Raw genomic sequence first — 24,534 nt, forward strand, 5'->3', positions numbered from 1 at the left:
AAGCGGCATGTTTCGCCTCCCTGCAGCCCAATCGTTCGGCTCTCCTTGTGAGCGCTAACAGCGGCAGAAATGCCACATGCTGCACGGCTTCCGAAAATTGCCGCTTGCGATTCGCGGCAATAGTTTGCAGTAATTTGCGGAAGAGCCGACCGCGAGTCCATCGCGGCCTCTCGCTGCTGCAGGGTCATCCCGCCCGGCGAAGGAGAGTGGCAGGAGCGCAGGGATGCGCGCCTGTCTTGATGCACAAGGGCCGCGCGAGTGGGGGCATTCGGCGGTCGGAAACTGGAGGGACCCGCATGACCAACTCGACCGACACCCGCCGCCGCACGCTGATGGCCGGCGCCGCCCTCGTCGCGCTCGCCCTCGGCGGAGCGACTCCGGCCCTCGCGCAGGATCAGAGGCGCCCGGACGGAACGGTCGATCCGGCGGGGCAGGCGGACGACGTCGATCTCGCCTCAGCCGATCCGCAGGATCAGGGCGAGATCCTCGTCACCGGCTTCCGCCGCTCGCTGGAGAATGCGGTGGTCGAGAAGAAGGAGCGCGACCAGATCGTCGAGTCGATCTCGGCCGAGGATATCGGCAAGCTGCCCGATGTGTCGATCGCCGAATCGATCGCGCGCCTTCCCGGCCTCACCTCCCAGCGCGTGTCCGGACGCTCCAATGCGATCTCGATCCGCGGCTTCGCGCCGGATTTCTCGACGACCCTGCTGAACGGCCGCGAGCAGACGTCGACCGGCGACAACCGCGCGGTCGAATATGATCAATATCCGTCCGAGATCATGAGCCAGGTGCTGGTCTACAAGACGCCGATGGCCTCGCTGGTCGGCCAGGGTCTCTCCGGCACGGTCGATCTGCGCACCATCCGTCCGCTTGCCTTCGGACGACGTGCGATCTCGGTCGGCGGCCGCGGCACCTATGCCGACCTCGGCAAGCTCAACGTCGATTCGAACAAATATGGCTGGCGGGTCAACGGCACCTACGTCGACCAGTTCGCCAACGACACGATCGGCGTCGTGCTCTCCGCCTCCTATCTCGACGAGCCGTACCAGATCCAGGAGTTCAACGCCTGGGGCTATGCCGGCACCACGCCGGCCGGGCCGCCGGTCGTGATCGGCGGCTCCAAATCCTACGTCACCTCGACCCAGCTCAAGCGGCTCGGCCTGCAGGGCACGCTCGAGTGGCAGCCGGCGCCGCAGTTCACGACGAGCATCGACGGCTTCTATTCCGACTTCAAGGACGACCAGATCAAGCGCGGCGTCGAGCTTCCGCTCGCCTTCGGCGGCGCGCCGCTCTCGGGCGCAACGGCGAGCGACGGCTTCGTCACCTCCGGCACCTACTCGAACGTCGAGGGCGTGGTGCGCAACGACGCCTTCCAGCGTCACGCCAAGCTCTATTCGTTCGGCTGGAACGGCAAATATGAAGGCGACGACGGCTGGAACGCGACGTTCGACGTCAGCATGTCGAAGACCGACCGCAACGAGCTGGTGCTGGAAAGCAACGCCGGCACCGGCCGCGGCGCCGGCGTGGGCGCGACCGACACGATCGGCTTCATGAGCGACGCCAACGGTACGCGCTTCAGCCACCAGCTCAATTACGGCGACTACAACACCATCCTGCTGACCAGCCCGCTCGGCTGGGGCGGCGATCAGACCGCGGTCGACGGACGCCGAATCCGCGGCGGCCAGGACGGCTATTACAACAACCGGATCATCGAAGACGAGCTGTGGCAATATCGGATGGAGGTCGAGAAGGAGCTCGACGGCTTCCTCGGCGGCATCCGCGCCGGCCTCAACTACACCGATCGCACCAAGGCGCTGACGCCCGACGAGGCGTTCCTCGGCCTCGTCGCCAACACGGACGGGCTGACCAGCGTCGCCGTTCCGTCGCAATATCAGCTGGGGACGACCGATCTCACCTATCTCGGCCTCGGGCCGGTGATCAGCTACGATCCGGTCGCCTTGCTCGAGGCGGGCATCTACCAGCTCGTCCCCAACCCTTATGGCGACGTGGTCGTGAAGTCCTACGACATCAGCGAGAAGCTGATGACCGCCTATTGGCAGGCCGACATCGACGCCGAGCTCGGCTCGAGCCTGCTGACCGGAAATTTCGGCGTGCAGGCAATCTGGACCGGCCAGAATTCGAACGGCGCGACCGCGACCTTCCTCGGCACCAATCCGAACGGATCGCCCAACATCGGCGCGACGCAGCGCCGGTCGAGCGTCGATTACGTGGACGTGCTGCCGAGCCTCAACCTGTCGCTGCGCTTTCCCAGCGACTTCGTGATCCGTGCCGGCGCGGCGCGCGAGATCATCCGGCCGCGGCTCGACGACATGCGCGCCTCATTGAGCTTCGATTACACGATCGTCGATCCGGACGGCCCGGCCGGCCCGCAGCCGGCGGTGGCGTTCGCCACCGGGCGGAGCGGCAATCCCGAGCTGCGTCCGTGGCGCGCCAACGCTTTCGACCTGACGTTCGAGAAGTATTTCGGCAACCAGGGCTATGTCGCGCTGCAGCTCTTCTACAAGGATCTCAAGACCTACATCTACAACCAGGACGTCGAGATCCCGACGTCCGAGTTGACGCTGGCCAATCCCGGCAGCGGCATCGTCCTCGCCCCGAGCGTGGAGGTGAACGTGCCGATCAACGGCACCGGCGGCAGCCTCTACGGCGCCGAGCTGGCGGCAACCCTGCCGTTCAGCGTCTTCGCCAATGCGCTCGACGGCTTCGGCGTGACCGGCGGCCTGTCCTACACCAAGACCCAGATCGAGCCGACGCCGGGCGAGGATCCGGAGGACATCCCGGGCTATTCCAAGTGGGTGGCGAACGGCACTGCCTTCTTCGAGAAATGGGGCTTCTCGGCCCGGGCGAGCGTCCGCTACCGCTCCTCGTTCGTCGGCGAGGTCTCAGGCTTCGGCGCGGCACGCACGCGGCGCCGCGCGGCGTCCGAGACGATCGTCGACGCGCAGATCGGTTACGATTTCCAGCCGGGATCGTCGCTCGAGGGGCTGTCCCTGTTCCTCCAGGGGCAGAACCTCACCGACGAGCCGTTCGTCACCTTCGATCCGGGCGAGCGGCTGCGCGTCATCGATTTTCAGCGCTACGGCCGCCGCTTCCTGGCCGGATTCACCTTCAAGTTCTGATCACGCGCTTGTCGGAACCCCGTCTTCTCGGCGAGAAGACGGGGGCGCAGCGGCGGGGGAGCGGTCGGCATGGCTGATGGGGCGGTTCGCAGCATCGTCATCGTCGGCGGCGGCACCGCCGGCTGGATGGCCGCAGCCGCCTTCGCGCGGTTCCTCGGGCCTCCGTTCGATATCCGATTGGTCGAATCGGACGAGATCGGCACCGTTGGGGTCGGGGAGGCGACGATCCCCCAGATCCGCCTGTTCAACGACGGACTCGGCATCGACGAGGACGAGTTCCTGCGGGCGACACAGGGCACGTTCAAGCTCGGCATCGCGTTCGACGGCTGGAGGGCGCCGGGACAAAGCTACATCCACGCCTTCGGCTCGATCGGACGCCCGCTCGGCCTGATCGCCTTCCACCATTATTGGCTGCGCGCCCGCGCCGAAGGCGCTGCGGAAGGACTGTGGGATTATTCCCCCTCGGCACTGGCCGCGAACGCGAACCGGTTCGCGAGGCCGAACGAATCGGGGCTGCCGAGCGGCATCGCTTATGCCTTCCACTTCGACGCCTCGCTCTACGCCGCCTATCTTCGGAGTTATGCCGAGGCACGGGGGGCGCGCAGGATCGAGGGGCGGATCGCCGACGTGGCGAGGCGCGGAGAGGACGGCTTCGTCGAGGCGGTGACCCTCGCCGGCGGGCAGCGCATCGAGGGTGATTTCTTCGTCGATTGCTCGGGCTTTCGCAGCCTGCTGCTCGGCGAGGCGCTCGAGACGGGGTTCGAGGACTGGTCGCGCTGGCTGCCCTGCGACCGCGCGCTGGCCGTGCCCTGCGCGCCGGTTCGCCCGCTGACGCCCTGTACGCGCGCCACGGCCAAGGCGGCCGGCTGGCAGTGGCGCATCCCGCTCCAGCACCGCACCGGCAACGGCTATGTCTACTCGAGCCGCCACGTCTCCGACGACGAAGCCGAAGCGACCCTGCTCGCCGGCCTCGACGGCGAGGCGCTCGCCGAGCCGCGGCGCCTGCGCTTCGTCGCCGGACGCCGCCGCGAGGCCTGGCGCGGCAATTGCGTGGCTCTCGGCCTCGCCGCGGGGTTCCTCGAGCCGCTGGAATCGACCAGCATCCACCTCGTTCAGGCCGGGATCGCCCGTCTGCTCCAGCTTCTTCCCGGCGGCGCGATCGACCCGTCCTATGCGGCCGAGTTCAACCGCCAGACCGCGCGCGAGTGGGAGTCGATCCGCGACTTCCTGATCCTCCATTATCACGCCAACGGACGCGACGAGCCGCTCTGGCGGGCGTGCCGCGAGATGGAGATACCGGCGAGTCTCACCGAGAAGATCGCGCTGTTTCGCGCCGGCGGCCGCATCTTCCGCACGGAGGAGGAACTGTTCACCGAAGTCGGCTGGCTCCAGGTGATGCTGGGGCAGGGGATCGATCCTGTGTCCTACCATCCGCTGGCGGACCGGCTCGCGCCGGAGCAGCTGCGGGAGTTCCTGTCGCTGGCAAGTAGTCATGCGGGGCACGTCGCCGGCCGGATGGTGGATCATGCCGATTATGTCGCGCAGCGCTGCGCTGCGGCGCCGCGCCGATGAAAGCGCCTGAGAGGGGAGAAGGAGAAGATATGGCCAGCGCAGGGGAGACGGCGATCGCCGGGACGGAAAAGCCGAAGCTCGGCTGGCGCAGCCTGTGGAACATCTCGTTCGGCTTCTTCGGCATCCAGATCGGCTTCGCGCTTCAGAACGCCAACATGAGCCGGATCTTCCAGACGCTCGGCACGGAGATCGACAATCTTCCCGCGCTGTGGGTCGCGGCGCCGCTCACCGGGCTGCTGGTCCAGCCGATCATCGGCCACATGAGCGACCGCACCTGGCTGGGCCGGCTCGGGCGGCGGCGTCCCTATTTCCTGACCGGGGCGATCCTCGCGGCGCTCGCTCTGTTCCTGATGCCGCTCGCGCCCGTCCTCTTGTTCGCCGCTGTGATGCTGTGGGTGCTCGACGCGTCGCTCAATATCTCGATGGAGCCGTTCCGCGCCTTCGTCGGCGACATGCTGCGCAAGGACCAGCACAGCGCCGGCTATGCCGTACAGACCGCCTTCATCGGCGCCGGGGCGGTGTTCGGATCGATCTTCCCCTGGCTGCTCGAACAGGCCGGAGTCTCGAACGTCGCGCCGCCGGGACAGATACCGGACACGGTGCGCATCGCTTTCTGGTTCGGCGGCGCCGCCTTGTTCCTCTCGGTGCTCTGGACGGTGCTCAGCACCCGCGAATACAGCCCGGACGAGATGACCGGCTTCGACCGCGCCGTCGTGGAGGCTGGCGCGAGCGAGACGGGGCTGGCAGGACGCGGCTACGGCCAATCGGTCGGCTGGATTGCGGCCGGCGTCCTCATCGTTTTCGCAGTCCAGGAGCTCGGCCTCGAAAAGGAAGTCTACCTGCTCGGCGGCCTGCTCGCCGCCTACGGGGTGGCCAGCGCCGCCGCGATCGCGCTGGCGCGGCGGGGCCGCGGAGCCAACATGCTGAGCAGCATCGTCGGCGATTTCTCCGGCATGCCGCCGCTGATGAAGCGGCTGGCGCTCGTCCAGTTCTTCAGCTGGTCGGCGCTGTTCATCATGTGGATCAACACGACGCCGATCGTCACCCGGAACTTCTTCGGCGCCGCGAACGCGGCCAGCCCGCTCTACCAGGAGGGGGCGAATTGGGTGAACGTCCTGTTCGCCGTCTACAACGGCGTTGCCGCGGTGGCAGCGCTGGCGCTGCTCCCCTTGCTCTCCGCCCGCCTCGGCCAGGCGCGGACGCACATCGTCGGGCTGCTCTGCGGCGCGGCCGGCTTCGCCAGCTTCTTCCTGTTCGAGAATCCGATTCTCCTGCTGGTCAGCGAGATCGGGGTCGGCATCGCCTGGGCGTCGATCCTGGCGATGCCCTATGCGATCCTCGCCTCGAGCCTGCCGCAGCGCAAGCTCGGCATCTACATGGGTCTATTCAACGTCTTCGTGGTCGTGCCGCAGCTGCTGGTCGCCACCGTCATGGGCTCGATCATGAAGCGCTTCTTCCCGGACGAGCCGATCTGGACGATGGCCTTTGCCGCCGGAATGCTGCTGCTCGCCGCGGCGGCAATGCTGCGCGTGACGGGAGGGGAAGCGGAGCGGCGCTAAGGCACGCACGCGGACGATTGCAACGCGTGGAGCCTAGCGCCATGTTGCGGGTTCTGTGTCACGAAGGAGAGCGGACATGGTGAAAGCAGCTGGGCTGGCTTTGGCGATCGTTCTGGCGGGGTGCGCCGCCGAGACGCCGCCGGCGGAGATGGCGTCCGGAGAGACGACGATCCCGTTCATCAGGAGCAACGGCATCCTCAACTTCCGTTACGGCGGCGAGGAGGACCTGGTCTACATCCACGGTTCCGGCGGGCAGTGGTACCAGGTGCGGACCCAAGGGCCGTGTCCGCGGCTGCAGACCGCCAACAGCCTGGGCTTCGACACCAGAGGGCCGGACCAGCTCGATCGCTTCAGCACGCTCCTTGCCGAAGGCATGCGCTGTCCGGTGAAGAGCATCACCCGGTCCGATCCCCCGCCCAAGAAGCAGAACGGCTGACCCGCTTCGCGGCCGGCGCTACGCCTCAACGAAAAAGGCCCCCCGGGAGACCGGACGGGCCTTTTTGCTGGTCGAGCCGGCCGGCCCCAACGGGCCGGCCGAGCGACATCAGAAGCCGATGTTGATCGAGCCGATCACCGCGCGCGGCGCGCCGATCTGCGCGTTCGGGACGCGATTGTTCTCCAGGTTGGCGGTGAAGCCGCCGACGTAGAACTTGTCGAACAGGTTCGTCACGTTCAGCTGGAAGAAGGTCTCGTCGCTGAGGCCGGCGAAGCCCAGCGGCACGCGAACGTCGAGGTCGACGATCGTGTAGGCCGGGGTCTTGGCCGGATAGACCTCGCGAACCACGCCGCCGACGGTCTGCACGATCGGCAGGTTGGCGTCGTTGACGAATTTCGGGCCGGTGCGCTTGGCCTGAACGCCGAGCTCGACCGGGCCGAGACGACCCTGGACGCGACCGCCGAAGGTGTACTTCGGAGCGCCGCCCTCGCGATTGCCCGACGTGTCGATGAAGATCGGCACGCCGCCGGCGCCGACGCCGCTCTGCACGTCGTCCTTGATCTTCGACCACAGGTACGAACCGAAGGCGTAGACCGAGAGCTGGTTCGGGATGAACTCGTACGAGACGCTGGCGTCGACACCATATTTCTCGACGTCGCCGAGGTTACGGTAGACGGTGCGATCGGTCTCCGGATCGTAGGCCGAGGCGAGACGATCCTTGAACGCGGTGTACCAGCCCGAAATCTGAGCCAGCAGGCCGCGCTGACGGTAGCGGAAGCCGGCGTCGAAGTTGTTCGTCGTCTCCGGGGTCGGACGCGCCGACGGCGTGTTCGCCGGGAAGAAGAAGGCGTTGTACAGATTGTCCGTGCCCGGGACCTGGATGCCCTTCGAGTAATTGGCGAAGGTGCTCAGGCTGTCGGTCAGATCGAAGATGAAGCCGACGTTCGGCAGGATCGCGTCGTACTTCAGCTTGCGGTTCTGCGGGCCCTGGACCGTCGGGTTGAGCGCCGCGTAATTCGCCTCAGCGGTGGTGTTGGTGCCGAAGCACTCGACAAAGCCCGTCGCGCTCGACGTAAAGCAATTGTTGGTCAGGTCACGCGTGAAGAACGGCGCACGAAGGCCGGCGTTCACGACCAGGCGGCTGTCCAGGAACTCGCCGCGATACTCTGCACCCACCTGATGGAGGATCGCGTAGGAGAGGCGGTCGCGCTTCTGGAGAACGTTGCCGTTCACGTCGGTGAGCGGGTCGTTGACCGGGAAGACGTCGAACGGCTCGCCGTTCGGCTGCAGCAGGCCGGTCTCGCCGGTCTGGCGGTGGCGGGCACGGTCCCAGCTGTAGGTGACGCGCGCCGTGTGATCGTCATTGATGTCGTAGCGCAGCGAGGCGATCACGCCGTAGCGGCGGGTCTTGGTCTGGCTCGGCGCGAGCACGGTGACCTGGTCACGGGTGTCGCCGTCGCCGTTGAGATCGCGGCCGTAATAGGGGCTGCCGCCGATGTAGCCGAACGAGTTGAACACCGCGGCGCCCGGGGCGAGATCGCCGGGGCCTTCACGGCCGGTGGCGGTGCCGCCGCCGTTCGCGCTGGTGAACTGCACGCTCGGATCGACGGTGAGGATGAGGCCCTCGGCCAGGGTGAAGCGCGAGTTCAGGCGGACGTTGCCGGTGTTCGACGGGTTGTAGCGCTCGTCGAAGGCAGTGCCGCAGGTGTTCGCCGTGTCGGCGAGACCCGGGCGAGCGGCCGCCACCTGGCAGCGGGCGACGGTGTAGTCACGCTCGTCGGCATTGGCCGGGAAGCGCTGGCTGGAGAGCGAGCCGACGACGCGGTCCGGATCGAGGCGCAGCGGCATCGAACCGAAGAAGTTGTTGCGGTTGCGGTTGTAGTGGCCGCCGAGCGAGACGAAATCGCCATTGTCGCCGAACGGCTGGTAGATCTTGGCGTTGAACTGGCGCTTCTCGATCTTGCCGCGGTTGCCGAACACGGCGTTGTTGGTCGCCTGGCTGGCCGAGACGAACGCGCGGGTGCCGAACGAGGTGAAGTTGCCGGTGTCGATCGCGACGAAGGTGCGGAAGAAATCGTACGAGCCGGCCGAGCCGACCATGCGCACGTTGAACTCCTCGAACGGCTGGCGCGTGCGGTAGTTCACGGTGCTGCCCGAGGCCGCGGCGGTCGGGCTGTCGACGTCGGTCGAGCCGAGGTTGACGTTGACCTGCTCGATCAGCTCCGGATCGACCTGCTGGTTCGAATAGAGGGCGTAGTTGCCCGAGTCGTTCAGCGGCAGGCCGTCGAAGGTCTGCGAGATGCGGGTCGCGTCGAAACCGCGGATGGTCAGCGTGCCGCCGGCCGAGCCGAACGGATCGTTGTTGGTGAAGCTGACGCCCGGGAGCTGGTTGATGATGTCGTTGACGGTCTGGCCAGGGGTCTGGCGCTGAATGAACTCGTCGGTGAGAACGGCCTTCGCCTTCGGAGTCTCCGGAACCTGCACACCGGCGACGTCGGTCTGACGGCTGCCGGTGACGACGATCGCCTCTTCCTCGAAATCCACCGAGCCGGTGGACTGCGCCATGACGGCCGCAGGCATGATGAGCGCGGTCGTCGCGCAAAGCAGCGTGAACTTGTTCATTTGAATTCCCCTACCCGAGGCCCTCGCGGGCTTCCCGTGCATAACCGATATTGCGCCTTAGCGGCGCTCGCAATCCGCTAGCCCCGCCAGGTTGCGCTTCTGTGACAAACCGTCACCCATCTGCCGCACTGCAGCCGAGGGGTGGCGAGTCGCTTGTCCTGAAGGAACCTTGCGCGGCCCCTTAGTCGTGCGCGGCTTTGTCGTCCAGACGCCTTCCGGCAGCGACCAAAAGAGTGATCAGCAGTGGCACCAGAACCACACTGAGAACGACCTTGGCGAGCGCCTGGCCGAGGATCAGATCGCCGATCGGCCGCACGCCGTAGAAGGACACGGTGATGAAGATCAGAGTGTCGACGATCTGCGAGAGCGCGCTGGCGATGGCGGCGCGGCCGGCGAGCCACAGGCCGCCGCTGCCGCCGGAGCCCATGAGCTTCGAGAAGATGAAGACGTTGAGGAATTGCGACACGCCGTAGGCGATGATTCCCGCCGCCATCAGCCGCCAGCTCTGTCCCAAAATGATCGGGAAGGCCTCCTTGGCCGGCTCGTACATGCCTTGGTCGGTGGGAAGCTGCAGCACGAGCCAGATCAGCGCGATCGAGGTCAGCAGCGGAATGAAGCCGAAGCGGACGAGGCGGTTCGCCGTGTCCGGCCCGTGAAGCTCCGCGACGGTGCTGCCGAGCACGACGAGCAGGAGGAAAGGGAAAATCCCTGCCTCGACCGCGAGCGGCCCGAGCGCCACCTGCTTCGCGCCGAGCACGCCTGCGATGCAGACCATGCCGCCGTAGAGGACGGTGAAGATGAAGAGCGAGCGGGCGATTGCCGGCGGGGATGTCGTTGCCATGGGCGCGTTGCGTAACCGCTTTGGCGGCTCGCAAAAAGAGCTTTCCGTCGCGCGCGGTTCGGGCCATCAGGCGCGCGTGACAGACTTCAGACTGGACGTCCTTGCGATCGGCGACGCGATCGTGGACGTCATCGCCACCGCAGACGATGCTTTCCTGCAAGAGGAGGGGCTCCCGAAAGGCTCGATGAGGCTCATCGACGCCGCCGAGGCGACTCGCCTCTATTCCCACATGGGGCAGGCGCGCGAAACGAGCGGCGGATCGGCCGCCAACACCATGGCAGGGATTGCGGCGCTGGGCGGCAGGGCCGGCTTCGTCGGGCAGGTGGCCCGGGATCAGCTGGGCGAGATCTTCGCGCACGACATCCGCGCGCTCGGCGTCGAGTTCACCACTCCGCCGTGCGACACCGACGAGCCGACCGGCCGCTGCCTGATCCTGGTCACGCCCGACGGGCAGCGGACGATGAACACCTCTCCGGGCGCGTCGCACAGCCTTTCGGTCTCGGCGCTCGACGAGCAGCAGATCCGCGACTCGGCGATCCTCTATCTCGAAGCCTATCTCTGGGTTCCCGACTCCCCGCGCGCGGCGATGGAGCGGGCGATCGAGATCGCCCATGCCGCCGGCCGCAGGGTCGCCTTCACTCTCTCCGACATCGCCTGCATCGCCAAGCGGCGCGACAGCTTCCTCGATCTGATCCAGGCGCGCGCCATCGACATGCTGTTCGCCAACGAGGCGGAGGTGAAGGCGCTCGCCGGCATCGACGCCTTCGATCCGGCGCTCGCCGCGCTGCAGGACAAGGTGCCGCTGATCGTCTGCACCTGCAGCGAGCGCGGCGCGGTCGCCGTGGAGAACGGCCGCCGTGTCGCGGTGCCGGCGGCGCCGGTGGAGCGCGTGGTCGACACGACGGGCGCGGGCGATCTGTTCGCCGCGGGCTTCCTTTCCGGCCAGGCGCTGGAGCGGCCGCTCGAGGAGTGCCTCCGGCGGGGCGCGATCGCGGCGGCCGAAATCATCTCCCACTTCGGCGCCCGCCCCGAAGCGGATCTGAAGGCATTGATGGCATGAAGAGACTCGCGGTCTATTGCGGCTCCAGCATGGGAACCGACCCCGCGTTCGCGGACACCGCACGTGCGCTGGGCGAGGAAATGGCGCGGCGCGGCGTGGACCTCGTCTACGGCGGCGGCCGCCTGGGCCTGATGGGGGTCGTCGCGGACGCCGTCCTCGGCGCCGGCGGTAAGGCCTATGGAGTCATTCCCCAGGCGCTCACCGACCTGGAAGTCGCCCACCAGGGGCTGACCGAGCTCCACACCGTGACCTCGATGCACGAGCGCAAGGCGAAGATGACCGAGCTCACCGACGCCTTCGTCGCATTGCCGGGAGGAATCGGCACGTTCGACGAACTGTTCGAGGCCTGGACGTGGAACGCGCTCGGCTATCACGCCAAGCCGTTTGCTCTGCTCAACGTCAACGGCTTCTGGGACGGAATGATCGGCTTCCTCGATGGCGTCACGGCCAACGGCTTCATGTCGCCGGCGCGCCGTGCGCAGCTGCTCGTCGGCGACAGCATCGGCGAGGCGCTCGATCTGCTGGACAGCGCCTCGGGGGCATCCGAAAGAAAGATGGTCTGGTGAAGACCGGCGGGGAACAAGGGGCGAGGGGCCGATGAATCGTATTCTGATGGGGATTGCGGGGATGGCGCTCATCCTCGCTCTGGCATTCCTGCTGTCTTCGAACCGCAGGGCGATCCGCTTGCGCGTGGTCTCCGCCGCCTTCGCGCTGCAGGCCGGGATCGCGGTGCTCGTCCTCTACACCAGCTGGGGCAGGGCCGGGATCAACTCGCTCTCGACCGGCGTCGCCAACCTGCTCGGCTACGCCAACCAGGGCACCGAATTCCTCTTCGGCCCCAAGGAGAGCAACCCGCTCGCCAACACGTTCGCGCTGGGCGCGCTGCCGGTGATCATCTTCTTCGCTTCGATGGTCGCGATCCTTTATTATCTCGGCGTCATGCAACGGATCGTGCGCTGGGTGGGCGGCGCGATCGGCATGGTCACCGGCATCAGCCGCGTCGAGTCGCTGAGCGCCGCCGCCAACATCTTCGTCGGGCAGAGCGAGTCGCCGCTGGTGATCCGCCCCTATCTCGCCAGCCTCACCCCGGCTCAGCTCTTCACCGTCATGACGGTGGGCATGGCCGGAGTCGCCGGCACCATCCTCGCCGCTTATGCGTCGCTGCTCGGCCCGGGCGCGCTTCCCTATCTGCTCGCGGCCGCGTTCATGTCCGCGCCGGGCGGCATCCTGATGGCCAAGATCATGATGCCGGACGAACCGAAGAGCGACGAGCTGCCGCTCGGCGATACTCCGACCGACCAGAAGGTGGAGATCGAGACGTTCGAGGAGGGCGAGCGCCCGGCGAACGTGATCATGGCCGCGTCGCAGGGCGCACAGACCGGCGTCCGGCTTGCCGTTGCGGTGGGCGCCATGGTGCTCGCCTTCGTCGCGCTGGTGGCGCTCGCCAACGGCCTGCTCGGCGGGATCGGCGGCTGGTTCGGCTATCCGAACCTCAGCTTCCAATATCTGATCGGCCAGGTGTTCGCGCCGATCATGTATCTGATCGGCGTGCCGTGGAACGAGGCGCAGCAGGCCGGCGGCCTGTTCGGCACCAAGCTGGTGCTGAACGAGTTCGTCGCGTTCATCGACCTCGGCAAGATGGCCGAGCTTTCGGAGCGCAGCCGCGCGATCGTCACCTTCGCTCTGTGCGGCTTCGCGAACTTCAGCTCCATCGCCATCCAGATGGCGGTGACCGGCGGCCTGGCGCCCAACCAGCGGCCGGTGATCGCCCGCCTCGGCATCAAGGCGCTGATCGCGGGATCGCTCGCCAATTTGATGAGCGCGGCGCTGGCCGGCCTGCTTCTGCCCTGATCGGCGCGCGTCAATCCGGCATGCGCCGCAGGTGACGCGCGTGGAAGATGGAGCTAAAGCGAGCGGCATGAGCACTCTCGCAAGATCCATCGCTTCCGTCTCGCTCAATGCGTCGCGCACCGACCCCGAGGGCTTTGCCCGGGAGCTCGGCGAGTCGTTCGAGCGCTACGGCTTCGCCATCATCGCCGATCACGGTATCCCGGCCGATCTCATCGCCCGCGCCGAAGCCAAGGCGCGCGCCTTCTTCGCACTGCCGGAGGAGGTGAAGCGGAGCTATCACATCGCCGGTGGCGGCGGCGCGCGCGGCTATACGCCGTTCGGCATCGAGACCGCCAAGGGCGCGACCGCGCACGACCTCAAGGAATTCTGGCACGTCGGCCGCGAGCTGCCGGAAGGCCACCGCTTCGCCGAGGTGATGGCGCCGAACGTCTGGCCCAAGGAAGTCGACAGCTTCCGCGACACCTTCCTTGAGCTGTTCGCCGCCTTCGACACCGCGGGGCTGCGCATCCTCGAGGCGATCGCCCGTCATCTCGGCCTCCGGCCGGACTTCTTCGAGGACACGGTGGAGGACGGCAATTCGGTCCTCCGCCTGCTCCATTACCCGCCGGTCTCGGGCGATGCGCCGGGCGTGCGCGCCGGCGCGCACGAGGACATCAACACCATCACCCTGCTGCTCGGCGCCGAGGAAGCCGGCCTCCAGCTCCTCGACCGCGACGGCGAGTGGCTGCCGGTCTCGCCGAAGGAGGGCGAGCTGGTCGTCAACATCGGCGACATGCTCCAGCGCCTGACCAACAACGTGCTGAAATCGACGTCGCACCGCGTCGTCAATCCGCCGGCCGAGCGGCGCGGGCATTCGCGTTACTCAATGCCCTTCTTCCTCCACTTCCGTCCCGATTATCTTATCGAGACGCTGCCGAGCTGCATCTCGGACGAGCGGCCGAACCTCTATCCCGAGCCGATTACCGCGCACGATTTCCTGCTGCAGCGTCTGCGCGAGATCAAACTGGTCTGATCGTTCGTCCCCGAGCTCGGCTCAGGGACGAACCGCTTAGCCGGCGTCCTTGAGATTGGCCGGGCCGAAGCCGTGCGGGATCAGCTCCGAGATGCGGCTGCTGCGCGTCTCGGTGCCGTTGCCGTTGGAGGCGATCACCTCCAGGTCGCGACCCGAGACCTGCGCCGCCTCGAGGATCGACTGGCGGCAGCCGCCGCAGGACGTCACCACCGCGTCGCCGGCGAGCGCCCCGTCGTCTCCGACGTGGCCGCCGGTCACGGCGATCCGCGCGATGTTCTCCAGCCCGAAGGCCTGCTGCGCGGCCGCCAGCGCGGAGAGCTCCGCGCAGATTCCCAGCCGGTAGCAGGCATTCTCCATGTTGGCGCCGACGGCGATCGCGCCGTCGACCGATTCGATCGCGCAGCCGACGCTGAAGCGGGAGTAAGGCGCATAAGCGCCGAGCGCCGCAGCGCGGGCGCGTTCGATGAGGGGGTCTTTGGTCATGGCGGCGTCATAGAGCGGCGCCGCGCATAGGGCGAGGCTGATGACAGGCTGCCGGGCGCATGCCAGTGACGGGCCACAGCTCCTGGAAGGATTCGAGATGCGGTTGAAGCTTTTCCTCGCGGCAGCGTCGTTGCTCGCAATGTCCGCCTGCACCACGCCGAACGGCGGCGAGACCGGTGCGGTGACGGTGAAGATCATCGGCCTCAACGACTTCCACGGGAATCTCGAGGCCGGGAAGCTCAACGTCGAGGCTCCGGGCGCAGTGGGCGCGAGCGTGCGCGTGCCGGCCGGCGGCGCCGCCTATCTCGCCTCGGCGGTCGATCGGCTGCGCGCCGAGAACCCGAACAACGCCGTGGTGTCGGCCGGAGACATGATCGGTGCCTCGCCGCTGGTCTCGGCCTTGTTTCTCGACGAGCCGACGATCGCCGCGATGAACCTGATCAGGATCGACTACAACGCGCTCGGCAATCACGAATTCGACAAGGGCCGGTCCGAGCTGCTGCGCATGCAGAACGGCGGCTGCGAGAAGCACACGCCGCGCCAGCCTTGCCGGGTCGACGCCGATTTCGCCGGCGCCAGCTTCCCCTTCCTCTCGGCCAACACGCTGACCGAGACCGGGGCGCCGCTGGTCCAGAGCTACGGCATCAAGACGTTCGGCAGCGGCGCGCGCGCGGTGAAGGTGGCGTTCATCGGCCTGACCCTGAAGGAGGCGCCGTCGCTCGTCACCCCGGCGGGGGTCGCGGGCCTCACCTTCGCCGACGAGGCCGACACCGCCAACGCCCTGATCCCGCAGCTTAAGGCGGAAGGCGCCGACGCGATCGTCGTGCTGATCCACCAGGGCGCCTACACCAAGGTGCCGTTCAACGACAAAAGCTGCGGCGGGCTTTCCGGCGACATCCTGCCGATCCTCGACCGGCTCGATCCCGCCGTCGACGTGGTCATCTCCGGCCACACCCATGTCGCCTATGTCTGCGACTACGGGAAGGTGAACAAGGATCGTCCGTTCCTGCTGACCAGCGCCGGTTACGGCGGCACGATCATGACCGATCTCGATCTGACCATCGACCCGCGCACCGGCCGGGTGATCGCCAAGAAAGCCGACAACATCATCGTCCAGGGCGAGCCGTTCAGCAACGCGCGCGGCGACTATCCGGTGTCCGATCTCTATCCGCATTTCTCGTCGCGTCAGGACGTGGCGTCGCTCGTCGCGCGCTATTCGGCGGCCGCCGCGCCGGTCGCCGCCGAGCGCGTCGGCCGGCTGACCGCGCCGGCGACCAAGGCGGAGACCGAATGGGGCGAGCAGGTGCTGGGCAATCTGATCGCCGACGCACAGCTCGCCGCGACGCGCGCGCCCGAAGCCGGCGGCGCCGAGATCGCCTTCATGAACGCCGGCGGTGTCCGGGCCGATCTCGTCCCCGCCGCCGACGGGACGATCACCTACGGCCAGGTCTTCGCCGTCCAGCCGTTCGGCAACACGCTGATGGTGAAGAGCTTCACCGGGCGCCAGATCCGCGCGATCCTGGAGCAGCAGTTCGACAGCGGCACGAACACGGCCGACCACCCGAACTTCCTCAATCCGTCGGCAAGCCTGCATTACGCCTACGATCTCAGCCGCCCGGCGGGGCAGCGCATCCTCGACGTCACGGTGAACGGCAAGCCGCTCGAGCACGAACGGGTCTACCGCGTCGCGATGAGCAATTTCCTCGCCAGCGGCGGCGACAATTTCACTGCGTTTCGCGAGGGCACCAACCAGGTCGGCGGGGCGCAGGATCTCGATGCGCTGGTCGCCTACCTCTCCAGGTCGCAGCCGATCGTGCCGCCCAAGACGGACCGCGTGGCAAAGCGCTGAGTATCTCCCCTCCCTGTGGGAGGGGATGAATTTGGATCTGGAGGTTTTCTTCCGGCCTTACCGGAAGGGGGGCTCGTCGAAGCTGCGCAGCTTGCGCGAGTGGAGGGTGGCGCCTTCGCGCTTGAGGATGCGCAGGGTCTCGATCCCGATCCTCAAATGCTGGCTGATCGCCCGCTCGTAGAAGGCGTTGGCCTGGCCCGGCAGCTTGATCTCGCCGTGGAGCGGCTTGTCGGAGACGCAGAGCAGGGTGCCGTAGGGCACGCGGAAGCGGTAGCCCTGGGCGGCGACGGTGGCCGATTCCATGTCGATCGCGACGGCGCGCGACTGATTGAAGCGACGCGCGGACTGGGTGTAGCGCAGCTCCCAGTTTCGGTCGTCGGTGGTGACGACGGTGCCGGTCCGAAGCCGGCGCTTGAGCTCGCCCGGCTCCTCGCCGCTCACTTGCGCCGCGGCGTCGTACAGCGCCTGCTGGATCTCGGCGATCGCCGGGATCGGGATCTCGATCGGCAGGACGTCGTCGAGGACGTGATCGTCGCGCAGATAGGCGTGGGCAAGGACATAGTCGCCGATCGTCTGGCTGGGCCTGAGGCCCCCGCAATGGCCGATCATCAGCCAGGCCTCGGGCCGCATCACGGCGAGATGGTCGCAGATCGTCTTGGCGTTGGAGGGCCCGACGCCGATGTTGACCAAAGTGATGCCGCGACCTTCGGCGGCGATCAGATGGTAGGCGGGCATCTGGTATTTGCGCCATGCGCCCGCCGCGACCTTGCCCTCGGCGCCTTCGGTGTCGCGGGTGATGAACACGCCGCCCGGTGCCGACAGCGCCTCGTAGGGCGAGTCCTCGCGGCGCAGCTCCTCGATCGCCCAGCGGACGAATTCATCGACATAGCGGACATAGTTGGTGAACAGCAGGTAGCGCTGGGTGTGCTCGGACGGGGTGCCAGTGTAGTGGCGCAGCCGCGCGAGGCTGAAATCGACCCGGGGGCCGTCGAACAGAGCGAGCGGCCGGGCGGGATGGGAATTATGATCCCAGGCGCCGTCGGCGATCTCGTCGCCGATATGGGCGAGCTCGGTGGTCGGGAACCAGCGGCTGAGATCGGCGGCGTGCGCACCGTCGAGCCGGAGATCGTCGGTGCCGTCGAGCACATAAGGGTAAGGGATCTCGCTGGCCGAGCGGCCGACGGTCACTTCGACGTCATAGTCCCGCACGAGATAGCCGAGCTGCTCGGCCAGGTATTTGCGGAAGAGGTGCGGGCGCGCAATGCTGATCGCATAGACGCCCGGCTGGTTGAGCCGGCCAAAGGCGCGGCCCGGGAATTTCGGCGTGCTGTCCAGCCGATAATGGATGCGCAGCTCCGGATAGGCGAACAGGCCGGCGGCGCGGGCGTCGAGATGGGGGCGCTCACCGTTCTTGAGGTAATGGGCCAGCGCCTTCCGCAGGCTGCTCACCGACTGGTCGTAGGTCTCGATGAGCTCGGCGATGATGCCGGGGATATCTTCGATGCGAGTCATGGCCTTCACTGTCCTGTCGCACCGCCCTTGGCAAGCCCGCCGCCGCTCCGGAACGAACCAAGGGGGAGGGCAGCCGTTCCCGAAAGGCCCGGCTGCCCTCGCGAGGCTCAGTGCCGGCCGTGGCCGCGGCGCTTCTCCCGGGCCGCGGCAAGCTCGGCGGCCGAGATCGTGCCGTCGCCGTTCGAGTCCGCCCGGCCGAGGCGCCGCCGAAAGCCCTGCTCGAACTCGCCCGGGGTGACCGTGCCGTCACCGTCCGCGTCGAGACCGGGGCGGCGGGGCGCTGCGGCGACCGGGCCTGCACCCGGTCCGATTCCCGCCGTCGGCGCCGCACCGTCGCGTTCCGCACCGCGGTGGTGACCGCGGCCGCGGCGCGGCAGCTCGTCGCCGGTCAGCCGGCCGTCCTTGTTCGCATCGGCCTCGGCGAATCTCGCCGCGGCGGCGGCGCCGATCTCCGCCGCGGTGATCTGGCCGTCCCTGTTCAGATCGGCCGCGCCCGGGCCCCGCTCCGGCGCCAGGGCGAACGCTGCCGCAGCGGCCGCGAGCACGCCCGCAACGCCGCCGCCCGCGAGCAGCAGGGTCTTCTTCCTCGTCATCGTCGATCTCCTTCCCGCACCTTCGGTGCGGTCAGGAGATGAAGCGGGCCTGTCGCTGGACTTTCCGCCGATCGGGCGAAAAGTGTCGCAAGATGTATCAGGACGCGGCCGCGACGGCGGGAGCCTCCTCCCAGCCGCCGCCCAGCGCGAGGAAGACGGTGACCAGATTGTCGGAGAGCTGCGCCTCCGCCTGGGCGAGCGCGGTCTCGGTCTGGGCGAGCGAACGCTCGGCGTCGAGGACGATCTGGAACGACTCGCGGCCCGCCCGGTAGCGCAGGCGCGCGACCCGGGCCGCCTCGGCGCTGCTGGCGCGGGCGCGGCGCAGGATGGCGACGCGGTCGAGTTCGGTGGCGTAGCGGGTGAGGGCGCTCTCGGTCTCCTCGAGCGCGCCCAGCCAGGTGCCGTCGAAGCGGGCGAGCGCCGCGTCCGCGCCGGCCTCGGCCTGGGCGATGCGCGCGCGGGCGACGGCGGTGTTCGGGAAGGTCCAGCTGATCAGCGGCCCGAGACCGAAGCGGAAGCCCGAGCTCGACAGCAGATTGCCGGCGGTGCCGGTGGAGCCGATCGAGCCGCCGAGCCGGATGTCGGGGTAGAGCTCGGCCGTGGCGACGCCGACCCGGGCCGTGGCCGCGGCGAGCTCGCGCTCGGCCGCGCGAATATCGGGGCGACGGGCGAGCAGGCTTGCGCCGCTGCCGACCGGGATCGGGCGGCCGAGCGCCGGCGGCGTCGCGCAGGCGGCGACCTCTCGCGGGAACTCCGCCGGCGGGCGCCCGGTGAGCACCGACAGACGATAGAGCGCGGTCTGGCGCTGCGCTTCCAGCGTCGGGATCTGGGCCCGGGTCTGTTCGAGCTGGGCGCCGGCCTGGCCGGTCTCCAGCGCGGTTCCGCGGCCACCTTCGACGAGGCGGCGGGTGAGGTCGAAGGTCTGCTCCTGGATGCGGACGCTCTCCTGCGCCACCGCGAGCTGGCGCCCGGCGCTGCAGGCGTCTGCGTAGGCGCGCGCCGTCTCGGCCGCGACGCTGACGCGGGCGACGTCGAACGCCGCCTGGACCGCGCCGACGTCGGCGCGGCTCGCCTCGATGCCGCGACGGATGCGGCCGAACAGATCGAGCTGGTAGCCGACGTCGAGGCCCGCATCGAAGGTGAGGTCGGCGCCGCCGGGGCCAGGCTGGTTGGCGTAGGTCGCACCGCCCGCGACGCTGGTCGAGGGCAGGCGGCCGGCGCGGGTCTCGCGCAGCGTCGCCCGGGCCTGGGCGAGGTTGGCCGAGGCGACGCGCAGATCGGTGTTGGCGGTCAGCGCCTGCTCGATCAGCCGGTCGAGCACCGGATCGTCGAACAGGCTCCACCAGCGCCCCGGCGGCTCGTCGCCGGTGAAGGCCGGGGAGGCGGCGCCGACGAAGCCGCTCTGCGCCGGGGCGGTGGGGGCCGGCGACTGATAGTCGGGGCCGACGGTGGTGCAGGCGGCGAGGGCGAGCAGGCTCGCCGCGGCCATGAGCGTCTTGGTCATCAGCTGTTCGCCTCTCCGGGCAACGGATCGTGCGCCGTGCCGCCGTAGGAGGTTGGGTAGACATTTTCCGGCGCGCGCTTCTTGGGGAAGAAGCGGGTGAGGCCGCGGGTCACGACGTAGAAGATCGGCGTGAAGATCAGGCCGAAGATGGTGACGCCGAGCATGCCGAAGGTCACCGCCGTGCCGAGCGCCTGGCGCATCTCGGCGCCCGGGCCGACGGCGATGGCGAGCGGCAGCACGCCGAAGATGAAGGCGAAGCTCGTCATCAGGATCGGCCGCAGGCGCTGGCGCGCCGCCGTCACCGCCGCCTCGAAGCGATCCATGCCGCGCTCTTCCTCGGCCTGCTTGGCGAATTCGACGATCAGGATGGCGTTCTTCGCCGCCAGCGCGACCAGCACGACCAGGCCGACCTGGGTGAGGATGTTGTTGTCCATCCCGCGCAGGCCGACACCGACCAGCGCGGCGAGGATGCACATCGGCACGATCAGGATCACCGCGAGCGGCAGCGTCAGCGCCTCGTACTGGGCGGCAAGCACCAGGAAGACGAAGACCACCGCGAGCAGGAAGACGAGCACGGAGCTGCTCCCCGCGTCCTTCTCCTGAAAGGCGAGGCCGGTCCATTCGTAGCTGAAGCCGGCCGGCAGGGTCTTTGCCGCCAGGCCCTCCATCGCTTGCAGCGCTGCGCCCGAGGAAACGCCGGGCGCCGCCTGTCCCTGCAGCTCGACCGCCGGGAACATGTTGTAGCGGACGACGCGCGACGGGCCGCTGTCGTTGCGCAGCGTCGCAACCGAGGAGAGCGGCACCATCGAGCCGCTCGACGAGCGCACCTGGATGCGGCCGATATCGGCGAGATCGTCGCGCGCCGCGGGCTCCGCCTGGGCGGTGACGCGGAAGGTGCGGCCGAGCAGGTTGAAGTCGTTGACGTAGGTCGAGCCGAGATAGGTGCCGAGCGCCTCGTAGACCTGCTGCGGCTGGACTCCGAGCAGCTGGGCACGATCGCGGTCGACATCCGCCTCGATGCGCGGCGAGCCGGTGTTGAACAAGGAGAAGACCTGGGTGACCTGCGGAGTCTGCGCGGCCGCACCCATCATCTGGAAGGTGAGGCCCTCCAGCGCCTTGTAGCCGGCACCGGAGCGGTCCTGCAGCATCATCGTGAAGCCGTTGCCGGTGCCGAGGCCCGGCACCGCCGGCGGGGCGATGAAGAAGACCTGGGCGCCCTGGATCGCGCCGGCGACCTTGCCGGTGATCAGCTGCGACAGGTCGTTCGCCGTCTGGCCGCCCTTGTCGCTGCGCTCGCCCCAGTCGGCGAGGCGGATGAACATCGTGCCCGCGTTCGACGCCTGGGAGAAGCTGGCGCCGTCGAGGCCGGCGAACACCGCGCCGTCGACCACGCCGTCGGTCTCGCGGGCGATCTTGTAGGCCTGGTTGAGCACCGCGCTGGTCCGTTCGAGCGACGAGCCCGGCGGCAGCTGGACGACGCCGATCAGCACGCCCTGATCCTGCTCCGGGATGAAGCCGGTGGGCGTCGCCATCAGCCGCCAGCCGGTGAGGCCGAGGAGACCCGCGTAGAGGATCAGCATGATCGTCGACTTGCGGACCAAGCTGCCGGTGGTGCGGCCGTAGCGATCCGAGAGCCAGTCGAAACCGGCGTTGAACTTGGCCGCGGCGACCCGCACCGGACGCATCCAGCGGGCGCCGTGCTCTTCCTCGTGCGCCTTGTGCGGCTTGAGGAGCAATGCGGCCATCGCCGGCGAGAGGGTGAGCGAGACCAGCAGCGAGATCACCGACGCGGCGGCGATCGTCACGGCGAACTGGCGGTAGAAGATGCCGGGGATGCCCGAGACGAACGCCGTCGGGATGAACACCGCGGTGAGCACCAGGCCGATGGCGATCAGCGCGCCCGACACCTCGCGCATCGTGCGGTGGGCCGCCTCGCGCGGCGTCAGGCCCTCGCGTATGTGCTTCTCCACCGCCTCGACCACGACGATCGCGTCGTCGACGACGATTCCGACGGCGAGCACGAGCGCGAACAGCGACAGCGAATTGATCGAGAAACCGAGGGCGAGCTGGACGGCGAAGGTGCCGATCAGCGCCACCGGGATGGCGATGATCGGGATCACCGCCGCGCGCCAGGTCTGGAGGAAGACCAGCACCACGATCATGACCAGCACGATCGCCTCGAGCAGGGTTTCCTGCACCGCCTCGACCGAGGCCGCGACATATTCGGTGGGGTTGTAGGGGATCGAGTAGACGATGCCTGGCGGGAAGTCCTTGGACGCCGCCTCGACCTCGTTCAGCACCAGCTCGGCCGCATCGAGGGCGTTGGAGCCGGGCTGCTGGATGATCGCGAGCGCAACGCCGCGGCGGCCGCTGAACGAGCCTTCGATGCCATATTCTTGGCTGCCGAGCTCGACCCGGCCGATGTCGCGGATGCGGGTGATCGCGCCCGACGGATCGGTCTTGATGACGACGTCGGCGAATTGCTGCGGGTCGCTGAGGCGGCCCTGCACCTGGATCGGCAGCTGGAAGGCGGGATTGCCCGAGCCGTAAGGCGGCTGGCCGACGGCGCCGCCGGCGACCTGCACGTTCTGGGTGCGCAGCGCCGTGACGATCTCGCCGGCGGTGAGGTTGCGCGCGGCGGCCTTGTCCGGATCGATCCAGATGCGCATCGAGTAATTGCCGCCGCCGAACACCTGGACGCCGCCGACGCCCTCGAGGCGGAGCAGGCGGTCACGCAGGTTCGAGTTGGCGTAATTGCCGATATAGTCGATATCGAGGGCAGGGTCGGTCGAGGTCAAAGCCACGATCATCAGGAAGCCCGACGATTGCTTGGCGACGGTGACGCCGACCTGGCGCACCTGCTCCGGAAGGCGCGGCTCGGCGAGCGCGACGCGGTTCTGGACCAGCACCTGCGCCGCATCGAGATCGGTGCCGGGCTTGAAGGTGACCGTGATGTTGCTCTGGCCCGAAGAGGTCGAGGACGAGGTCATGTAGAGCATGTCCTCGACGCCGTTGATCTCCTGCTCGAGCGGCGCGGCGACCGTCTCCGACATCGTCTCGGCCGAGGCGCCGGGGTAGAAGGCGCTGACGCTGATCGTCGGCGGCGCGATCTCCGGATATTGCGACAGCGAGAGCTGCGGGTAGGAGAAGGCGCCGATCAGCACGATGAAGACCGAGATCACCGCCGCGAAGATCGGGCGCTCGATGAAGAACTTGGAGATGTTCATCGCTCAGGCCTTCAGCGGCGGCCGGCGGCGGGGGCGCCGCCGACCGGGGTGGCGATCGAGGAGGGCGGCGTCGACGGCGCGGCGGGCGCGGGCTCCGGTCCGCCGGCGGCCTGGATGCGGCCGGGCGTCGGCTTCACCTTCTGGCCCGGACGGGCGCGCTGGATGCCGTCGATGATCACCTGCTCCTGCGGGCCGAGGCCGGCGCGGATGACGCGCAGATTGCCGGTCAGCGGTCCGAGCTCGACCGGCCGCGCGCTGACCGTGCCGTCCTTCGCGACGACGTAGACCACGCGGCGGGCGGCGTCGGTGACGATCGCCGTGTCGGGGACGAGCAGGGCGCGATAGGGCTGGGTCGCGGCGAGGCGCATGTGGCCGAACATGCCGGGCTTCAGGAAGCCGTTCGGGTTCGGCACGATGGCGCGGGCGCGAACGGTGCCGGCGCCGGTGTTCACGACCGTATCGATGAAATCGAGCGTGCCGGCATGGACGTAGCTCGCCTCGTCCTGGAGGCGGATGCGGACCGCGGTGCCGCTGCGGTTGCCGGCGTTCTGGCGCTGATACTTCAGCAGCAGGGCTTCCGATCCCTCGAAGGCGAAGTGGAGCGGGCTGGTCGAGACGATGGTGGTGAGCACCGTCTGGTCGGCGGTCACCGAATTGCCCGGGTCGACGCGGCGCTCGGAAATCTGGCCGGAAATCGGCGCGGTGACTCGGGTGAAGCCGACGTTGAGCTGCTGCGCGCGGATCGCCGCCTGGGCCGCGGCGACGTCAGCCTGGCCGGTGCGCACCGCCGCCTGGCGCTGCTCGACTTCCTCGACACTGGCGGCCTGGGAGGCGGCGAGGGTGCGGGAGCGGGCGAGCTCCGTCCGGGCGTTGGCGAGCGTCGCCTGAGCGCGGGCGAGCTGGGCCTGCGCCTGGGCGAGCGCGGCCTGGGTCTGGCGCGGATCGATGGTGAAGAGCAGCTGGCCCTTGCGGACGAACTGGCCGTCGCGGAAGTGGACGGCCTGCAGATAGCCGGTGGCGCGGGGCTTCACCTCGACGCTCTCGATCGCCTCGAAGCGGCCGACGAAATCGTCCCAGTCCACCACTTCCTGCGAAATGGGCGTCGCGACGGTGACCGGCATCACGGGAGGCGCCGCGGCCTGCTCTTCCCCGTTCGAACAGCCCGCCACCGACGCGGCGAGCAGGAGCGACAGCATGCCGCCCAGAGCGGCAGATTTCATCCGTGACATGGTCAGCTTTCGGTCTAAGGCACGCGCGAGACTCGCGGCCTGCT

17 protein-coding genes are annotated in these 24,534 nt (G+C 68.4%); 9 read left to right on the forward strand and 8 right to left on the reverse strand.

The genetic code is table 11. The features are described from left to right. Window positions 1–296 precede the first annotated feature (296 nt). The 4 genes from E2493_RS09545 (at window position 297) to E2493_RS09560 (ending at window position 6,707) form a co-directional block, all read left to right on the forward strand. Window positions 297–3,140 (forward strand): TonB-dependent receptor, encoded by a 2,844-nt coding sequence (locus tag E2493_RS09545; RefSeq protein WP_225421306.1) that lies wholly within the window; start codon window positions 297–299, stop codon window positions 3,138–3,140. Between the two features lie 69 nt (window positions 3,141–3,209). Further along, window positions 3,210–4,712 carry a tryptophan halogenase family protein gene (locus tag E2493_RS09550; protein ID WP_135086117.1) on the forward strand — a complete coding sequence of 501 codons (1,503 nt, stop codon included), beginning with the start codon at window positions 3,210–3,212 and terminating at the stop codon, window positions 4,710–4,712. Between the two features lie 29 nt (window positions 4,713–4,741). After that, a complete protein-coding gene (locus E2493_RS09555) occupies window positions 4,742–6,271 on the forward strand; it encodes an MFS transporter (RefSeq protein WP_135086119.1) in 1,530 nt (509 codons plus the stop codon). A gap of 76 nt (window positions 6,272–6,347) precedes the next feature. Beyond that, entirely contained in the window at window positions 6,348–6,707 is a 360-nt protein-coding gene (locus E2493_RS09560) for a DUF6491 family protein (protein ID WP_135086121.1), read from the forward strand. Between the two features lie 108 nt (window positions 6,708–6,815). Here the strand turns inward: E2493_RS09560 and E2493_RS09565 are convergent, their stop codons facing one another. Then, window positions 6,816–9,329: a TonB-dependent receptor gene (locus E2493_RS09565; RefSeq protein ID WP_135086123.1), complete on the reverse strand. Its 2,514-nt coding sequence runs from the start codon at window positions 9,327–9,329 to the stop codon at window positions 6,816–6,818. 181 nt (window positions 9,330–9,510) lie between these two features. Then, a complete protein-coding gene (locus tag E2493_RS09570) occupies window positions 9,511–10,170 on the reverse strand; it encodes a queuosine precursor transporter (protein ID WP_135086125.1) in 660 nt (219 codons plus the stop codon). A 76-nt stretch (window positions 10,171–10,246) separates the two neighbouring features. Between E2493_RS09570 and E2493_RS09575 the strand changes: the two genes are divergently transcribed. From E2493_RS09575 to E2493_RS09590, 4 genes are all read left to right on the forward strand, one after another. Then, window positions 10,247–11,230: an adenosine kinase gene (locus E2493_RS09575; protein ID WP_225421307.1), complete on the forward strand. Its 984-nt coding sequence runs from the start codon at window positions 10,247–10,249 to the stop codon at window positions 11,228–11,230. Beyond that, window positions 11,227–11,796 carry an LOG family protein gene (locus tag E2493_RS09580; protein ID WP_135086128.1) on the forward strand — a complete coding sequence of 190 codons (570 nt, stop codon included), beginning with the start codon at window positions 11,227–11,229 and terminating at the stop codon, window positions 11,794–11,796. Before E2493_RS09575 ends, E2493_RS09580 begins: the two co-directional genes overlap by 4 nt. 31 nt (window positions 11,797–11,827) lie before the next feature. Further along, on the forward strand, window positions 11,828–13,081 hold the full coding sequence (locus tag E2493_RS09585) for a NupC/NupG family nucleoside CNT transporter (RefSeq protein ID WP_135086130.1): 1,254 nt from the start codon (window positions 11,828–11,830) through the stop codon (window positions 13,079–13,081). A gap of 67 nt (window positions 13,082–13,148) precedes the next feature. Then, window positions 13,149–14,093, forward strand: a complete 945-nt coding sequence (locus tag E2493_RS09590; protein ID WP_135086132.1) for an isopenicillin N synthase family dioxygenase — start codon at window positions 13,149–13,151, stop codon at window positions 14,091–14,093. A 36-nt stretch (window positions 14,094–14,129) separates the two neighbouring features. Here the strand turns inward: E2493_RS09590 and E2493_RS09595 are convergent, their stop codons facing one another. Beyond that, the gene (locus tag E2493_RS09595) at window positions 14,130–14,576 is read right to left on the reverse strand and encodes a cytidine deaminase (protein ID WP_135086134.1); all 447 of its coding nucleotides are present in this window, start codon (window positions 14,574–14,576) and stop codon (window positions 14,130–14,132) included. 97 nt (window positions 14,577–14,673) lie between these two features. Here E2493_RS09595 and E2493_RS09600 point away from each other — a divergent pair, with 97 nt between their 5' ends. Further along, window positions 14,674–16,425, forward strand: a complete 1,752-nt coding sequence (locus E2493_RS09600) for a bifunctional metallophosphatase/5'-nucleotidase (RefSeq protein ID WP_225421311.1) — start codon at window positions 14,674–14,676, stop codon at window positions 16,423–16,425. A gap of 57 nt (window positions 16,426–16,482) precedes the next feature. Here the strand turns inward: E2493_RS09600 and E2493_RS09605 are convergent, their stop codons facing one another. The 5 genes from E2493_RS09605 to E2493_RS09625 form a co-directional block, all read right to left on the reverse strand. After that, complete coding sequence (locus tag E2493_RS09605) at window positions 16,483–17,937, reverse strand: AMP nucleosidase (protein ID WP_135086138.1); 1,455 nt, start codon at window positions 17,935–17,937, stop codon at window positions 16,483–16,485. 107 nt (window positions 17,938–18,044) lie between these two features. Continuing rightward, a complete protein-coding gene (locus E2493_RS09610; RefSeq protein ID WP_135086140.1) occupies window positions 18,045–18,530 on the reverse strand; it encodes an EF-hand domain-containing protein in 486 nt (161 codons plus the stop codon). 97 nt (window positions 18,531–18,627) lie between these two features. Then, a complete protein-coding gene (locus E2493_RS09615) occupies window positions 18,628–20,034 on the reverse strand; it encodes an efflux transporter outer membrane subunit (RefSeq protein ID WP_135086142.1) in 1,407 nt (468 codons plus the stop codon). Further along, window positions 20,034–23,261 (reverse strand): efflux RND transporter permease subunit, encoded by a 3,228-nt coding sequence (locus tag E2493_RS09620; RefSeq protein ID WP_135086144.1) that lies wholly within the window; start codon window positions 23,259–23,261, stop codon window positions 20,034–20,036. The genes E2493_RS09615 and E2493_RS09620 overlap by 1 nt, the downstream gene beginning before the upstream one ends. An 11-nt stretch (window positions 23,262–23,272) precedes the next feature. After that, window positions 23,273–24,481, reverse strand: a complete 1,209-nt coding sequence (locus E2493_RS09625; RefSeq protein WP_225421313.1) for an efflux RND transporter periplasmic adaptor subunit — start codon at window positions 24,479–24,481, stop codon at window positions 23,273–23,275. Between the last annotated feature and the right edge of the window lie 53 nt (window positions 24,482–24,534).

Origin of the sequence: Sphingomonas parva (ex Maeng et al. 2020) (assembly GCF_004564275.1) — a bacterium.
GTDB lineage: Bacteria > Pseudomonadota > Alphaproteobacteria > Sphingomonadales > Sphingomonadaceae > Allosphingosinicella > Allosphingosinicella parva.

Coding starts and splice junctions, on each gene's coding strand:
- E2493_RS09550 (WP_135086117.1), top strand. CDS start 3,210: ATGGCTGATGGGGCGGTTCGCAGCATCGTCATCGTCGGCGGCGGCACC.
- E2493_RS09555 (WP_135086119.1), top strand. CDS start 4,742: ATGGCCAGCGCAGGGGAGACGGCGATCGCCGGGACGGAAAAGCCGAAG.
- E2493_RS09590 (WP_135086132.1), top strand. CDS start 13,149: ATGAGCACTCTCGCAAGATCCATCGCTTCCGTCTCGCTCAATGCGTCG.
- E2493_RS09625 (WP_225421313.1), bottom strand. CDS start 24,481: ATGAAATCTGCCGCTCTGGGCGGCATGCTGTCGCTCCTGCTCGCCGCG.
- E2493_RS09560 (WP_135086121.1), top strand. CDS start 6,348: ATGGTGAAAGCAGCTGGGCTGGCTTTGGCGATCGTTCTGGCGGGGTGC.
- E2493_RS09610 (WP_135086140.1), bottom strand. CDS start 18,530: ATGACGAGGAAGAAGACCCTGCTGCTCGCGGGCGGCGGCGTTGCGGGC.
- E2493_RS09605 (WP_135086138.1), bottom strand. CDS start 17,937: ATGACTCGCATCGAAGATATCCCCGGCATCATCGCCGAGCTCATCGAG.
- E2493_RS09615 (WP_135086142.1), bottom strand. CDS start 20,034: ATGACCAAGACGCTCATGGCCGCGGCGAGCCTGCTCGCCCTCGCCGCC.
- E2493_RS09600 (WP_225421311.1), top strand. CDS start 14,674: ATGCGGTTGAAGCTTTTCCTCGCGGCAGCGTCGTTGCTCGCAATGTCC.
- E2493_RS09620 (WP_135086144.1), bottom strand. CDS start 23,261: ATGAACATCTCCAAGTTCTTCATCGAGCGCCCGATCTTCGCGGCGGTG.
- E2493_RS09580 (WP_135086128.1), top strand. CDS start 11,227: ATGAAGAGACTCGCGGTCTATTGCGGCTCCAGCATGGGAACCGACCCC.
- E2493_RS09565 (WP_135086123.1), bottom strand. CDS start 9,329: ATGAACAAGTTCACGCTGCTTTGCGCGACGACCGCGCTCATCATGCCT.
- E2493_RS09585 (WP_135086130.1), top strand. CDS start 11,828: ATGAATCGTATTCTGATGGGGATTGCGGGGATGGCGCTCATCCTCGCT.
- E2493_RS09595 (WP_135086134.1), bottom strand. CDS start 14,576: ATGACCAAAGACCCCCTCATCGAACGCGCCCGCGCTGCGGCGCTCGGC.
- E2493_RS09545 (WP_225421306.1), top strand. CDS start 297: ATGACCAACTCGACCGACACCCGCCGCCGCACGCTGATGGCCGGCGCC.
- E2493_RS09570 (WP_135086125.1), bottom strand. CDS start 10,170: ATGGCAACGACATCCCCGCCGGCAATCGCCCGCTCGCTCTTCATCTTC.